We start from the raw sequence: 15,000 nt of genomic DNA on the forward strand, positions 1-15,000 counted from the left end.
ACCCATGCTCGCCATCGAATCGATCCATGTCGCCATCGGCACCGTGCAGGTGCTGCGCGGCCTCTCCCTGGAGGTCGGCGCCGGGCGCATGGCCGGCCTCATCGGGCGCAACGGCGCCGGCAAGACGACGCTGCTGCGCTCGGTGATGGGCCACCTCGCGCCGTCGCGGGGCCGCATCGCCTTCGACGGCCGGGACCTGGCGTCGTGGAGCCGCCACGAGCGCGCCGCCGGCGGCATCGGCTACATGCCCGAGGACCGCGGGCTGGTGCCCGAGCTGACGGTGGAGGAGAACATCCTGGTGCCGCTGTGGGCGACGAAATCGCGCGCCGTCGCGCAGCGCCTGGACTTCGTCTACGGGGTGCTGCCCGAGCTCGCGGCCATGCGCGAGCGGCGCGCGCTGCTGCTCTCGGGCGGCCAGCAGAAGCTGGTCGCGCTGGCCCGGGCGCTGGCCGTGGGCACCCGGCTGCTGCTGCTCGACGAGCCCTTCGAGGGGGTCGCGCCGGCCCTGTCGATGCGCCTGGGCGAGGTCATCGGCGGCCTGCGCGGCGGCGATCTGGCCGTGCTGATCGCGCAGTCGGACCTGAACCATTCGCGCCGGCTGGTCGATGTGGAGTACGTGATCGAGCGCGGCGCCAACGTCGCGCCGCCTGACCCATCCGCACCGCCCGCAGCGCACGCGGGGGCCGTCGACGCCGTGCCGGTGGGCTCCGCATGACGGGCCGGACCCCCGCGCACTGGGACGACGTCCCCGGCGGCCTGCCGGCGACGCGGCGCGAGGGCCTCCACGGCGACCGCGTCGTGCGCTGTTTCGTCGAGCGGCCGGCCAGCGTGCACGCGCTGCTCGAACGGGCCGCGCGCGCGCATCCGCAGGCCGACGCCGTGGTGTGCGGCGACGTGCGCTGGACCTACGCCCGGCTCGACGCCGAGGTGGCGCGGCTGGCCGGCGGTTTCGCGGCGCGGGGCGTGGCCGCCGGCGACCGCGTCGTCATGTTCATGGGCAACCGGCCGGACTTCGTGGCCGTGCTGTTCGCCCTGCAGCGCCTGGGCGCCATCGCGGTGCCGGTGGGCGAGCGCGAACAGCGCCCGGGACTGGCCTACGTGCTGGGGCAGTGCGGTGCCCGCGCGATCGTGTTCGACGCCGCGCTGGCCGCGCGCGTGCCCGACGCCGCGGAGGCGCCCGGCGTGCGGTTGCGCGTGATGGCGGAGGATGGCGCGCCGGGCAGCGGGCCGGGCAGCGGGCCGGGCAGCGGGCCGGGGGAGGCCGGGGCGATCACGGGCGCCACGACCCTGGCCGCCCTGGCGGCGACGGGCGAGGCGCGCACCGGGGCGCAGACCGTGCAGCCCCAGGACACCGCCGTCATCCTCTACACCTCCGGGACCACCGGACGGCCCAAGGGCGCGATGCTCACGCACCTGAACATCGCACATTCGGTGCGCCACTACGAGATCTGCATGGGATTGCGCGCCGACGACCGCTCGGCGCTCGCGGTGCCGGCCAGCCATGTCACGGGGCTGGTGGCCATCGTCGCGGCGATGGTCCACGTGGGCGGCGCGATCGTGATGCTGCCGGCCTTCAAGGCCGACGCGTTCATCCACGTCATGGCGGCCGAGCGCGTCACGCACACGCTGATGGTGCCGGCGATGTACACGCTGTGCCTGATGAGTCCGGCCCTCGCGGGCGCCGACCTGTCGCGCTGGCGCATCGGCGGCTATGGCGGCGCGCCGATGCCCGTGGCCGCCATCGATCGCCTGGCGCGGCGCCTGCCGGGGCTCACCCTGCAGAACGCGTACGGCGCCACGGAGACCACGTCGCCCGCCACGCTGATGCCTTCGGGCCTGACGCGCGACCACGCCGACACCGTCGGCGTCCCGCTGCCGTGCGCCGACATCCGCGCGATGGACGAGGCCGGCCGCGAACTGCCCGCCGGCGAGACCGGCGAGCTGTGGATCGCCGGGCCGATGGTGGTGAGCGGCTACTGGGACGACCCGGCGGCCACGGCGGGCGCCTTCACCGGCGGGTACTGGCACTCCGGCGACCTCGGCAGCATCGACGCGGCGGGCTTCGTGCGCCTGGTCGACCGCAAGAAGGACATGCTCAACCGGGGCGGCTTCAAGGTCTATTCGGTCGAGGTGGAGAACGTGCTGATGGCGCTGCCGGGCGTGGTGGAGGCCGCGGTGGTCGGCCGTCCCTGCCCGGTCCTGGGCGAGCGCGTGCACGCCTTCCTGCACGCGCCGGGCGTGGCGCACGACGACGAGGCCGTGCGCGCCCACTGCCGCGCGCAGCTCACGGACTACAAGGTGCCCGAGACCCTGACCTGGACCGACGCGCCCCTGCCGCGCAACGCCGGCGGCAAGCTGTTGAAACGCGCGCTGCGCGAGCGGCTGGCGTCCTGATCACGTGGCGATGCCGCGGGCGTCGCGCTTGATCTTCTTGGCCAGCGACCACTTGTGCACCTCGGTCGGGCCGTCGTAGATGCGGAAGGCGCGGACCTCGCGGAAGACCTGCTCGACGATGGTGTCGCCCGAGACGCCCGCGCCGCCCATCACCTGGACGCAGCGGTCGGCGATGCGGAACAGCGCGTCGGAGACCGCCACCTTGGCCATGGAACTCTCGGTCGTGCCCTGCGAGCCGCCGTCGAGCACGCCGGCGCACCAGTCGATCATGAGCGCGGCCTGCTGCAGGTCGATCAGGTTGTCGGCCAGCATGAAGCCGACGCCTTCGTGGTCGATCAGCGGCTTGCCGAACGCGTGGCGCTGGACGGCGTAGGCGGTGGCGATCTCGTGCGCGCGCGCGCACGACCCGAACCACCGCATGCAGTGCGACAGCCGCGCCGGCGACAGCCGCACCTGGGCGTAGCGGAAGCCCGCGTGCAGCTCGCCGAGCACCTGGTCGTCGGTGACGCGCAGGCCGTCGATGGCGATCAGGGCATGGCCGCCGGGCATCGAGCCGTCGAGGGTGTCGAGCACGCGTTCGATGCGGATGGCCGGGTCGGGCAGGTCGACCAGGAACATGGTCGCCTTCACGGGCTCGCCGTCGGCGCTGGTGCGCGCCATGACGATGCCGACTTCCGCGCCGTCCGCGCCGGTGATGAACGCCTTGCGCCCGTCGATGCGCCAGCCGTCGCCCTCGCGCACGGCGCGGGTGCGCAGCATCGAGGGATCGGAGCCGGCGCCGCCCTCGGCCGCCGGCTCGGTCATGAAGAAGGCCGAGCGGGCGTGGCCGCTCACCAGCTTCTGGAGGAAGCGTTCCTGCTGCGCCGGCGTGGCGGCCTTGCCCAGCAGGAACATGTTGCCTTCGTCCGGCGCCATGGTGTTGACGGCCACCGGTCCCAGCGGCGACAGGCCCGAGCGCTTGAGCACGGCGGCGGTTTCCAGCTGGGTCATGTGCTCGCCGTCGGGGAGGATGTGCGGCGTCATCACGCCGGCGGCGCGCGCCTTGTCGCGCATCTCGGCGACCAGCTCGGCCGAGGGTCCGTGGCCCTGCGAACCGGCGCGCGGATCGCGCTCGAAGGGCACGATCACGTCGCGCACGAAGGCCTCGACGCGCTCGGCCATGAGGCGGCTGCGTTCAGTGGGGCAGGGGGTGAACATGGGAGGTGGTCCTCGAAAGGGGTGGGGCCGGTGGAGGCGGGCGCCCGGAGGGTGCTTCGGCCTGGGACGGCCATCTTCCGACGGCCCCGATGACGGGCACTGTCGCCTGGGTTGCTCCGACGTCCAAAAGGACCGGACGTGGCCAGCCGAAAGGTGCGGCAGGACAATTAGCTGCTAACGCCCGAGGATTCAGGCGAGCGGGCATCAATATCCATGGGTAGGAGAAAGCGACCAGGAATCCGTAACCCGCGACAGACGAGATTTCCAGCGTGGATTTCCTGCCTCGAAGCTCCTCGCGTTAGCAGATAGAAGCTGGATGACGTCTGCCGGTCCGGATGCGCCTCACTGCCCGGCGTCGTTCTCGCGATGGTCCGGCGCGACGGCGGTCGCGTCCCGTTCGGCGGCGCGCTCGGCCGCCGCGAGCTTCCCGTCGTCGCCCGTGCCGGCCTCGGCCATTCGTGCCTTCAGCCGGGCGGCGTCCGGTTCGCCGAGGTCGGCGGCATCGCCGGTCACCGTCGCGGGATCGTCGACGCGCTGGCCCTGGTCGGTGGAAGAACGGTTCATGAGACATCTCCTGGGGTGGGTGGAGCGCGCATGGTTCCCGGACGCCGGGGGGCGGCGATGTAAGACGTCCAGGCAACCGACCGACGGCCGGCGCGGCGATCGGCGCCGGCCACCGCCGGGTTTCGTCACGGGTCCAGCCCGAGCCAGCCGATCAGCCGGTGGCGCGCGTCCTCGTCGGGCGGCGCCAGGGTCTCGCGCTCCCAGGCCGAAAGGATGACGCCGAGCGCGGCGGCCAGCAGGTCGGCTTGGTCGGCGTAGGCGCGGTTGGCGTCGAGGCCGCCGAAGATCAGGGCCTGCAGCACGGCCGCGGCACGGCGCGGCGACGTCCGCAGCCCGTTCGTCGCCATCGCCTCGACCACCGCGCGACTCACGCTGGCGATCTCGAAGCGTTCGGTGGTTCCCATGTACGGCCGCGCGGCGGCCAGCAGGCCGACCAGTTCGGCGCCCCGGAGCTCGGGCAGTTCGGCCGCCCGCAGCATCCCCATCACCAGCCGGTCCGCGACGACGCCGCGCGGCACCTCGTGACGCGCCGGGTCGTAGAGCACGGCCGTCTTGCCGTTCTCCAGCACCGCGCGCTGCAGGGCGCCCAGGTCCAGACGCGTCAGGAAGGCCGCCAGCGTCGGCGCACCGGCCCAGCCGTCCTGGAGTTCGGGCAGCGCCCGGCGCAGCACCTGGGCGACGGTCGCCAGGTGGACCGGCTCGGCCGCGCCGTCGACCAGGCGCATCACGATGTCGCGGGCACGCTCGTCGAGCGAACCGGCGATCCCGGCCGGCGCCGTGCCGGTCGCGGTCCCGGGCCGCCGATCGTCCGCGCCCTCCGTGGCGTCCGACACGGAGCCCGCCGCCGGGGCGCCCGCGCGCTCGGCGCCGCGCCGCGCGTCGATGGCCACGTCCTGCTGGAAGTCGAACACGACGCCCGGCACGGTCAATTGCCGCATCAGTCCGGCGAACGAACCCGTCCCGTCCCAGCGGCTCTCCCGCAGACCGGCGATGCGGCGCTGCAGCGCCTGGGCCAGGAACGGCAGGGGCACCGGGGCCGTCGCCTGGACCACGACGCGATGCACCTCGTCGCTGCACTGGCGTCGCAGGTCGGCCCCCGTGCGGCCGGGCCCCGGCGCGCCGCCGTCCAGCCCGAGCGACAGGTCGTCGTCGTCCTCCGCCGAGGCGATCCCGAGCGCCTCGTGCAGGAAGGTCTGCAGGTCGATGACGCGATCGGCCGAGGCCTTGTACGACTCCGACATCGCGCCGGCGGCGAAGACCACCGTGCGCCGGTCGTGCCGCCGCAGGCGGCGCAGCAGCGGCGAGAAGTCCGCATCCGCGGAGAAAACCACGAACTCGTCGAAGCGCGTGGCGTCCAGCAGCGCGTCCATGGTGTCGAGCACCAGGTGGATGTCGGTGGAGGTCTTGCCCGTCGCCGTCATCGGGGGACAGTCGACGATCTCGAAGCCGGCCTCCTGGAAGGCCCGGCGGTAGGTCTGGTACATGACGGGATTGAGGTAGCAGCGCCGCACCAGCACCCGGCGGGCGTCGGCCGCCGCGCCGCCCGGCGCGCCGGCGTCCAGGCCGTCGACCAGCCACTGCAGCCAGTGCAGCGGCTGGCGGGAAAAGCGCTCGGCCGCCTCGGCGCTGAGGCGACGCAGGCCGGAATAGACATTGTCGAAATCGACGAACAGGGCGATCTTCATGGCAACGGGGATCTCGGGAAATCTGCCCACCGGCAGAACATGGGTGCTGACGAACGCGCGATTCTCGACGCAGCCGCCATTGGGCCATGGCACCCGGACCCGGCACGCGGAGCACCGTCCGGCACGGGTCGTACTCAACAATGCAAGAAGAATTATGTTAACAATGGGATGGCGCCGCCGCGCCCGGTCATCCCCGCTGCAGCTGCGGATGGGCGGCGAACAGTTCCGCCGCCCAGTCGACGAAGGCCCGCACCTTCGCGCTGAGGTGCCGGTTGGGCGGATAGACGACGTACACCGGGAGCGGATCGCGCGTCCAGTCGGCCAACACCCGCACCAGGGCGCCGCGGTCGAGGTGCGGCTGCGCGATGAAGGTCACCATCTGCGAGACGCCCAGCCCCGCGAGCACCGCGCTGGTGTGGGCGGTGACCTCGTTGACCGCGATCCGGTAGGGCGTCGTCATCTCGATGCGCTCGCCGTCCTTGTTGAATTCGTGCGGGTACATGCGGCGCCCGCCGGGCATGAACTGGTTGACCAGGCGGTGGCCCTTGCGCTCCAGGTCGTTCGGGTGCGCCGGGACGCCGTGGCGCCCCAGGTAGGCCGGCGTGGCGACCACGACGAAGGGCATGTGGCCGATGCGCCGGGCGACCAGCGACTGGTCGGTCACCTCGCCGATGCGGATCACGCAGTCGACGCCGTCGGCCACCAGGTCGACCACGCGGTCGCTCACGCCGATGTCGAGCTGGATGTCGGGATAGCGGTCGTGGAAGGTCGACAGCGCCGGGATCAGCAGCAGGCTCGCCGTGGCGGAGCCGACGTCGATGCGCAGCCGTCCCTGGGGCACGGCCTGCGCGTTGGTCATGCTCGCGTCGAGGTCGTCGAGGTCGACCAGCAGGCGCGAGGCGCGCTCGTAGTAGGCGGCGCCGTCGGCCGTGACGGTGACGCGGCGCGTGGTGCGGTTGAGCAGCTTGACGCGCACGCGCGCCTCCAGGGCCTGGATCTGCTTGGTGACGGTGCCCTTGGGCAGCGCCAGGGAGTCGGCCGCGCGCGTGAAGCTGCCCGACTCGACCACGCGGGCGAAGATGCGCATGGCCTGGATCTGGTCCATCGATGAAGTCCCCGCTTCTGGTGTGGTGCATGCGGCCACCCGCTGCTCGACGGCGATTCTCCCTCCGCCTCGGGAGGCGATTGTTGTCGAACCAGAAACAGTGCGGTCGGATTGGCGGTGTTTCCGGGGCCTTCCGGGCACGTACAGTCGCTGCAACGCCGTCGCCCTCGATGCGTCCACCCGCAAAGCCGCCGCCGTCGCCCACCCCGTTCCGAAGGAGCCCGCCATGTCCGTCCGCCCCTCGCCCCGCGCCCCCGACGTCGCCACGACGCCGAGCGCGGCGTCGCCGACCGCGCTGCAGCCGGGCGAGCACGACATCGTGATCGCCCTCGCGGGCCGCGAGCCGGTCATGGCGCGGACCTACGGAGCCCGCGGGGGCCGCGTCGCCGCGGGCACGCCGGCCCGGCCGCTGGTGCTGCATTTCCACGGCGGCAACTTCGCCTGCGGCGACCTGGACGACGGGCGCTGCGTGGCGCGCCTCTTGGTGGAGGCCGGCGCGGCGGTGGTCTCGATGGCCTACCCGCTCGCGCCGCTGCACCCGTTCCCGGACGCGATCGAGGTCGGCTACGAAGCGCTGGTCTGGCTCTACAAGCAGCGCGCGAAACTGGCCGGCAAGGGCGCTCCGGTCTACCTCGCCGGCGAGGAGGCCGGCGGCAACCTGGCCGCGTCGCTGGCGCTGATCGCGCGCGACCGTGCGCATCCGCCGCTGGCCGGGCAGTTGCTGCTGTCGCCGATGCTCGACCCGTGCGTGGGCACCGCGTCGATGCGCGAGGCGATGCCCGAGGCCGCCGAGGCGACGGGCTGCAAGTACTTCCAGGGCTGGAAGGACTACCTCCAGCGCCCGCGCGACGCCGAGCATCCCTACGCCGTCCCCGGCGGGGCGCGCCGCCTCGCCGACCTGGCGCCGACGCTGGTGCTGGTCGGCCAGGACGACCCGATGCGCGACGAGGCGCTCGGCTACGCGAAGCGGCTGCACGACGCCGGCATCCCGGTATGCAGCCAGGTGCTCGCGAGCGCCCGGGGCTGGCCCGAGGCCCTGGCCGATCCCGCCACGGCCGACTCGGCCTGTCCCTGCTCGGCCTCGGTGCTGCAGCAGTTCCGCCGCTTCTTCGAACAGACCCGGACGACGGCGCCCCGACCGCCCGACTAGCCGCGAGGGGCGACCGCCCCGACCCACCGCACCACGACCTTTCCCGGGCCGACCGCCGACGCGGCGCCAGCCCCGGCCGCCGCATGGCGGCCCCGACCCCGATCTCCGCCCTGTCGTTCGCGCCCCGCGCCCCGGGGCGGCGAGCCGGGCCCGCGCATTCACGACAACAGCCAACGAGGAACCCGCCATGTCCCATCACCTCCCCCACCGACTCTCGGCCATCGCGCGCCGTGGCCTCTGGCCCACGCTGACGCTGCTGACCGCCGTCGCCGCCTTCGCGGCGGCGCTTTTCGGACTGCGCAGCGCCGATGCCGGCGAGCCCGCCGCCGCGCCGCCCGCGCCGGCGGTGTCCGTCGCCACGGTCGCGCAGAGCGAAGTCACGGCCTGGGACGAGTTCTCCGGCCGCCTGGAGGCGGTGGAACGCGTCGACGTGCGCTCCCGCGTCGCCGGCGCCCTGCAGTCGGTGCACTTCAAGGAAGGCTCGCTGGTGAAGAAGGGCGACCTGCTCATCACCATCGACCCGGCGCCCTACGCGGCCGAGGTCGAGCGCGCCGAGGCGCAGGTCGCCTCGGCGCAGGCCCGCGCCTCGTTCAGCCGCAGTGAACAGGAGCGCTCGCGCCGCCTGTTCGAGGAGCGCGCCATCGCCCAGCGCGAGGCCGACGAGCGCGTCAACGCCACCCGCGAGGCCGACGCCAGCCTGCGCGCCGCGCAGGCCTCGCTGCAGTCGGCGCGGCTGAGCCTGGGCCACACGCAGGTCCGCGCCCCGGTCGCGGGCCGCGTCGGACGCATCGAGGTCACGGTCGGCAACCTGGTCTCGGCCGGTCCGGGCTCGCCCGTGCTGACGACGCTGGTGTCGGTCAGCCCGATCTACGCGAGCTTCGACGCCGACGAACAGACCGTCGGCCGCGCGCTGAAGGACACCGCCGGCGCCACGGGCGCCCGGGGCGCGCTCGACCGCATCCCGGTGCGCATGGGCACCGCGGCCACCGACGGGACGCCCTTGGAGGGCCGGCTGCAGCTGATCGACAACCAGGTCGACGCGCGCAGCGGCACCGTGCGCGTGCGCGCCGCCTTCGACAACGCCGACGGCGCGCTCCTGCCCGGCCAGTTCGCCCGCATCCGCATGGGCCAGGCGCACAGCAGCCGCGTCGTGCTGGTGAGCGAGCGTGCCATCGGCACCGACCAGAGCAAGAAGTTCGTGCTGGTGGTCGACGCCAACGACAAGGCCGAATACCGCGAGGTCACGCTAGGCGCGCCGGCCAACGGGCTGCGCGTGGTGAGCGCCGGCCTGAAGGCGGGCGAGCGCGTGATCGTCAACGGCCTGCAGCACGTGCGCCCCGGCACGGTGGTCGCGCCGAAGACGGTGCCGATGGAAGCGCGCGCGTCCGTGGCGGCGCCCGCCCCGGCCAAGCTGGCCACCAACACCTGAGTCGACGGCCATGAACTTCTCCAGATTCTTCATCGACCGGCCGATCTTCGCCGGCGTGCTGTCGGTGCTGATGGTCATCGCCGGGCTGGTCGCCCTGCGCGGGCTGCCGATCTCCGAGTACCCCGAGGTCGCGCCGCCGTCCGTGGTGGTGCGCGCCCAGTACCCCGGCGCCAACCCCAAGGTGATCGCCGAGACCGTCGCCACGCCGATCGAGGAACAGATCAACGGCGTCGAGGGCATGCTCTACATGGGCAGCCAGGCGACCACCGACGGCGTGATGACGCTGACCGTCACCTTCAAGCTCGGCACCGATCCGGACAAGGCCCAGCAGCTGGTGCAGAACCGCGTCTCGCAGGCCGAGCCGCGCCTGCCGGAGGAGGTGCGCCGCCTCGGCATCACGACCATCAAGAGCGCGCCCGACCTGACGATGGTGGTGCACATGGTCTCGCCCAACGGGCGCTACGACATCAACTACCTGCGCAACTACGCGGTGCTCAACGTCAAGGACCGGCTCGCGCGCATCGGTGGCGTCGGCCAGGTGCAGATCTTCGGTGGCGGCGACTACGCGATGCGCGTCTGGCTCGACCCGCAGAAGGTCGCGCAGCGCGGGCTGTCGGCCAGCGACGTCGTGGCCGCGATCCGTGGCCAGAACATCCAGGCCGCGGCCGGCGTCGTCGGCGCGTCGCCGGGCCTGCCGGGCGTGGACATGCAGCTGTCGATCAACGCGCAGGGCCGCCTGCAGAGCGAGGAGGAGTTCGGCGACATCATCGTCAGGACCGGCACCGAGGGCGGCGCCACCCAGGTCACGCGGCTGCGCGACATCGGCCGCCTGGAGATGGGCGCGGCCGACTATTCGCTGCGCTCGCTGCTCAACAACGACGCGGCCGTGGGCATGGGCGTGTTCCAGTCGCCGGGCTCCAACGCGCTGGACATCTCGCGCGACGTGCGCGCCACCATGGACGCGCTGGCCCAGGGCATGCCCGAGGGCGTGGAATACCGCATCGCCTACGACCCCACGCAGTTCGTGCGGGCCTCCATCGAGTCGGTGATCCACACCCTGCTCGAAGCCATCGCGCTGGTGGTGCTGGTGGTGATCCTGTTCCTGCAGACCTGGCGCGCCTCGATCATCCCGCTGCTGGCGGTGCCGGTGTCGGTGGTGGGCACCTTCGCGGTGCTGCACCTGCTGGGCTTCTCGATCAACGCGCTGAGCCTGTTCGGGCTGGTGCTGGCGATCGGCATCGTGGTGGACGACGCCATCGTGGTGGTGGAGAACGTCGAGCGCAACATCGAGTCCGGCCTGGCCCCGCGCGAGGCGACCTACAAGGCGATGCGCGAGGTCTCCGGGCCGATCGTGGCGATCGCGCTGGTGCTGGTGGCGGTGTTCGTGCCGCTGGCCTTCATCAGCGGCCTCACCGGGCAGTTCTACAAGCAGTTCGCGGTGACCATCGCGATCTCGACGGTGATCTCGGCGATCAATTCGCTGACGCTGTCGCCCGCGCTCGCCGCCCTGCTCCTGCGCGGCCACGACCAGCCCAGGGACGCGCTCACCCGCGGCATGGACCGGGTCCTCGGCGGGCTGTTCCGCGGCTTCAACCGCCTGTTCCACCGCGGCTCCGAGGCCTACGGCGGCGGCGTCAAGGCCGTCGTCTCGCGCAAGACGCTGATGCTGGTGATCTACCTGGCGCTGGTCGGGGTGACCTTCGGGCTGTTCAAGATGGTCCCGGGCGGCTTCGTGCCGGCGCAGGACAAGCAGTACCTCATCGGCTTCGCGCAGCTGCCCGACGGCGCCACGCTCGACCGCACCGAGGACGTCATCCACCGCATGGGCGAGCTGGTCAAGCAGAACCCGAACGTCGAGGACGCCCTCGCCTTCCCGGGCCTGTCGATCAACGGCTTCACCAACAGCTCCAACTCGGGCGTGGTGTTCGTGACGCTCAAGCCGTTCGCCCAGCGCAGGCAGAAGGACCAGAGCGGCGGCGCGGTGGCCGGCCAGCTCAACCAGGCCTTCGGCGCCATCCAGGACGCCTTCATCGTGATGTTCCCGCCGCCGCCGGTCGCCGGCCTGGGCACCACCGGCGGCTTCAAGCTGCAGCTGGAGGACCGGGGCTCGCTCGGCTACGAGGCCATGGACGCGGCGGTCAAGGCCTTCATGGCCAAGGCGCGCCAGTCGCCCGAGCTCGCCGGGCTGTTCACCAGCTGGCAGGTCAACGTGCCGCAGCTCTACGCCGACATCGACCGCACCAAGGCGCGCCAGCTGGGCGTGCCGGTGACCGACATCTTCGACACCCTGCAGATCTACCTGGGCAGCCTCTACGCCAACGACTTCAACAAGTTCGGCCGCACCTACTCCGTGCGCGTCCAGGCCGACGCGCCCTACCGGGCCCGGGCCGAGGACGTCGGCCTGCTGAAGGTGCGCTCGACGGCCGGCGAGATGGTGCCGCTGTCGGCGCTGCTGAAGGTGGGGGCGAGCTTCGGGCCGGAGCGCGCGATGCGCTACAACGGCTACCTGTCGGCCGACGTCAACGGCGGCCCGGCCCCCGGCGTCTCGTCGGGCCAGGCGCAGGCGGCGATCCAGCGCATCGCCGCCGAGACCCTGCCCAAGGGCATCGGCTACGAATGGACCGAGCTGACCTACCAGGAGATCCTGGCCGGCAACTCCGCCTTCCTGGTGTTCCCGCTGGCCATCCTGCTGGTGTTCCTGGTGCTGGCCGCGCAGTACGAGAGCCTGACGCTGCCACTGTCGATCATCCTGATCGTGCCGATGGGGCTGCTCGCCGCCATGACGGGCGTCTGGCTCTCGGGTGGGGACAACAACGTCTTCACGCAGATCGGGCTGATCGTGCTGGTCGGGCTGAGCGCGAAGAACGCCATCCTGATCGTCGAGTTCGCCCGCGAGCTGGAGTTCGCCGGCCGCACCCCCGTGCAGGCCGCCATCGAGGCGAGCCGGCTGCGGCTGCGCCCGATCCTGATGACCTCGCTGGCGTTCGTGATGGGCGTGCTGCCGCTGGTGCTGTCCACCGGCGCGGGCGCCGAGATGCGCAGCGCCATGGGCGTGGCGGTGTTCGCCGGGATGATCGGCGTGACCGCCTTCGGCCTGTTCCTCACGCCGGTGTTCTACGTCGCGCTGCGCCGGCTGGCCGGCAACCGGCCGCTCAAGCTGCACGGCGAGGTGCCGCACCACGCCGAGGCCTTCGCGCCCCCCGCCACCGCGCACCCCCACCCGTCCGCCCAAGGAGTCTGATGATGAACACGCCGCTTTCCCTCCCGGGCCGCGCGCCGCGCGCGGCGTGGCTGCCGCTGGTCGCCGCCCTGCTCCTGGCCGGCTGCGCCTCGACGGCGTCGCTGGCGCCGCAGGCCGAGGCGCCCGCGCGGTTCAAGGAAGCCCCGACGGCGCAGGTCGCTACGGCGCCGGTCCCGGCCGCCGGCGACTGGTGGCGCGCCTTCGCCGATCCCGCGCTGGACGCGCTGGTCGAACGCGCGGCGACGCGCAACACCGACATCGGCCGGGCCGCCGCCCGGCTGGCCGAAGCGCGCGCGATCGCCCGCACCGTCGATGCCGCCCGCGCGGTGCAGATCGGGGTCGGCACGGGCGTGAACCGCGCCGCCGGCATCGGCCGCACCCCCGACGCCCGCCCGGCCACCGTGCTCAACGCCGGCGCGAACGTGTCCTACGAGGTCGACCTGTTCGGCCGGCTCGCCGGCGCCAGCAACGCCGCCGCCCTGGACGCCGCCTCGCGCGAGGCGCTGCTGCAGAGCGTCCGGCTGATCGTGCAGGCCGAGGTGGCGCAGCGCTACCTCCAGCTGCGCGCCACCGACGCCGAGCGCGACCTGGTGCGCGACACCGTGGCCGCCTACCGCGACACGCTCGACCTCACCGAACGCCGCGAGCGCGCCGGCGACCTGGCCGAGCTCGACGTGGCGCGCGTGCAGACCGAGCTGTCCGCGACCGAGTCCGAGGCGCTGGCGCTGGACCGCCAGCGCGCGCTGCTCGAGCACGCGCTGGCCGTGCTGACCGGCGACGCCGCGTCGGACTTCGACCTCGCCGCCGGCGACTGGACCACCGCCCTGCCCGCGATCCCCGCCGGCGTGCCCGCGACGGTGCTGGCGCGCCGGCCCGACGTGGCCGCCGCCCAGCGCACGGTGATGGCGGCGCAGGCGCGCCTGGGCGTCGCGCAGACGGCCTGGCTGCCGGCCATCGCCCTGACCGGCGCGGGCGGCTTCGCCTCGCCGGACCTGGGCGACCTGTTCCGGTGGTCGGCGCGTTCGTGGGGCATCGGCGCGCTGCTGTCGCTGCCGCTGCTCGACGGCGGGCGCCGCGAGGCTGGCGTGCAGACCGCCTCGGCGCAGCTCGACGGCGCGCTGAGCGACTACCGCGACCGGGTGCTGGTGGCCTTCCGGGAGGTCGAGGACGAACTGGCCTCGCTGAGCCTGCTCGATCGGCAGTCGGCGGTCCAGGCCCGGGCAGTGGCCTCGGCGCGGCGCGCCACGGCGCTGTCGGACACGCGCTACCGCAACGGCATGGTGAGCCAGCTCGAGCTGCTCGACGCGCGCCGCAGCGAGCTGCGCAACCGCCGCCAGGCGTTGCAGGTGCGCTCGGCGCAGTACCAGTCGACGGTGGGGCTGATCCGGGCGCTGGGCGGCGGCTGGTCGGTCTAGGGCGGGAGGTCTCCGGCGTCCAGCCGCGTCCGGATGCGCGCGAGGGCGGCCTTCCGCGCTTCCCGGTCGCCGGGCAGCCGGGCGGCGAAATGCGCCGGCGCCGCGTGCATCGTCCGGTAGGCCGGCGCGAGCCCGGGGTGGCGCCGCAGCGCATCGGCCAGCGGCAGGCGCTCGAACGCCACGGCGCGCGTCGGCCGCACGGCGTCGCGCAGCAGGTCGGGCAGCGCGGGGTGGTCCGCCAGCCGGGCCCGGGTGCGGACAAGCTTCTTCAGGGTGTCCGGATGCCGCACCAGCGGCAGCGCGATCTCGTTCACGCTGCGGTCGCGGGCCATGCAGAGCCGGTCGCGGCCGTCCGCGCTGCGGGCGAAGCGGTCCCAGTCGATGTCGTGGCCCGCCTCTCCGGCGAACTGGCCGACGAAGGTCCGCGGGGTTCGGCGGTTGCCGTCGGAAAACGGGTGCGCGTGATCGAGTCCGGCGTGGAGCGCGCCGATGCGGCGCGTGAAGCCGGCGGTGTCCAGGCCGCGCAGCCCTCCAGGGCGACCGACGCGCGGCCGAACCGCACGGCGTCCTCGCGCTCGAATCGCGGCGACGCGGGAATGGCGTCGTTCGCCGCGCCGAGGTCCCGGGCACCGACGCGCCGGACGTGGTCGCGCATGAGCCCGCGCAGCACCTGCGAGGCCGGACGATGGTCGCCCGAGGCGGCCTCGGCGAACTCGGCCCGCAGCGCCGGTTCATGTGCCATCGATGCATGGACAGCGTACCGACGCGCCATGCCCGCCCCCCCCCATGCTCGGACGGCGGCGTCCCGGCGGCCCGACGC

At 73.3% G+C, this 15,000-nt stretch carries 12 protein-coding genes; 6 read left to right on the forward strand and 6 right to left on the reverse strand.

Annotation, left to right across the window (positions count from 1 at the left end):
• Positions 1 to 4: 4 nt before the first annotated feature.
• Both NF681_03240 and NF681_03245 read left to right on the forward strand, forming a co-directional pair.
• Positions 5 to 715, forward strand: a complete 711-nt coding sequence (locus NF681_03240) for an ATP-binding cassette domain-containing protein (protein UST52689.1) — start codon at positions 5 to 7, stop codon at positions 713 to 715.
• On the forward strand, positions 712 to 2,394 hold the full coding sequence (locus tag NF681_03245; GenBank protein UST52690.1) for an AMP-binding protein: 1,683 nt from the start codon (positions 712 to 714) through the stop codon (positions 2,392 to 2,394). Before NF681_03240 ends, NF681_03245 begins: the two co-directional genes overlap by 4 nt.
• Here NF681_03245 and NF681_03250 read toward each other — a convergent pair whose 3' ends face one another.
• The 4 genes from NF681_03250 to NF681_03265 form a co-directional block, all read right to left on the reverse strand.
• Entirely contained in the window at positions 2,395 to 3,591 is a 1,197-nt protein-coding gene (locus NF681_03250; protein UST52691.1) for an acyl-CoA dehydrogenase, read from the reverse strand. It lies immediately after the preceding gene.
• 342 nt (positions 3,592 to 3,933) lie between these two features.
• Positions 3,934 to 4,155: a hypothetical protein gene (locus NF681_03255; GenBank protein UST52692.1), complete on the reverse strand. Its 222-nt coding sequence runs from the start codon at positions 4,153 to 4,155 to the stop codon at positions 3,934 to 3,936.
• A gap of 125 nt (positions 4,156 to 4,280) precedes the next feature.
• Entirely contained in the window at positions 4,281 to 5,840 is a 1,560-nt protein-coding gene (locus NF681_03260; protein UST52693.1) for an NYN domain-containing protein, read from the reverse strand.
• A 187-nt stretch (positions 5,841 to 6,027) separates the two neighbouring features.
• A complete protein-coding gene (locus NF681_03265) occupies positions 6,028 to 6,945 on the reverse strand; it encodes a LysR family transcriptional regulator (protein ID UST52694.1) in 918 nt (305 codons plus the stop codon).
• 226 nt (positions 6,946 to 7,171) lie between these two features.
• Here NF681_03265 and NF681_03270 point away from each other — a divergent pair, with 226 nt between their 5' ends.
• The 4 genes from NF681_03270 to NF681_03285 all read left to right on the forward strand — a co-directional run bounded on the left by NF681_03270 (position 7,172) and on the right by NF681_03285 (position 14,180).
• On the forward strand, positions 7,172 to 8,095 hold the full coding sequence (locus NF681_03270) for an alpha/beta hydrolase (protein ID UST52695.1): 924 nt from the start codon (positions 7,172 to 7,174) through the stop codon (positions 8,093 to 8,095).
• A 187-nt stretch (positions 8,096 to 8,282) separates the two neighbouring features.
• A complete protein-coding gene (locus NF681_03275) occupies positions 8,283 to 9,524 on the forward strand; it encodes an efflux RND transporter periplasmic adaptor subunit (GenBank protein ID UST52696.1) in 1,242 nt (413 codons plus the stop codon).
• 10 nt (positions 9,525 to 9,534) lie between these two features.
• Positions 9,535 to 12,765, forward strand: coding sequence for an efflux RND transporter permease subunit (locus NF681_03280; GenBank protein ID UST52697.1), 3,231 nt, complete (start codon positions 9,535 to 9,537; stop codon positions 12,763 to 12,765).
• A 2-nt stretch (positions 12,766 to 12,767) separates the two neighbouring features.
• Positions 12,768 to 14,180 (forward strand): efflux transporter outer membrane subunit, encoded by a 1,413-nt coding sequence (locus NF681_03285; GenBank protein UST52698.1) that lies wholly within the window; start codon positions 12,768 to 12,770, stop codon positions 14,178 to 14,180.
• On the opposite strand, the gene NF681_03290 is transcribed toward NF681_03285, so the two are convergent.
• Together NF681_03290 and NF681_03295 are read right to left on the reverse strand one after the other, a co-directional pair.
• Positions 14,177 to 14,512, reverse strand: a complete 336-nt coding sequence (locus NF681_03290; GenBank protein ID UST52699.1) for a hypothetical protein — start codon at positions 14,510 to 14,512, stop codon at positions 14,177 to 14,179. The two genes, NF681_03285 and NF681_03290, sit on opposite strands and share 4 nt — an antisense overlap.
• The gene (locus tag NF681_03295; GenBank protein ID UST52700.1) at positions 14,491 to 14,922 is read right to left on the reverse strand and encodes a hypothetical protein; all 432 of its coding nucleotides are present in this window, start codon (positions 14,920 to 14,922) and stop codon (positions 14,491 to 14,493) included. The genes NF681_03290 and NF681_03295 overlap by 22 nt, the downstream gene beginning before the upstream one ends.
• Between the last annotated feature and the right edge of the window lie 78 nt (positions 14,923 to 15,000).

The organism is Comamonadaceae bacterium OTU4NAUVB1 (assembly GCA_024372625.1).
Taxonomy (GTDB): domain Bacteria; phylum Pseudomonadota; class Gammaproteobacteria; order Burkholderiales; family Burkholderiaceae_C; genus Variovorax.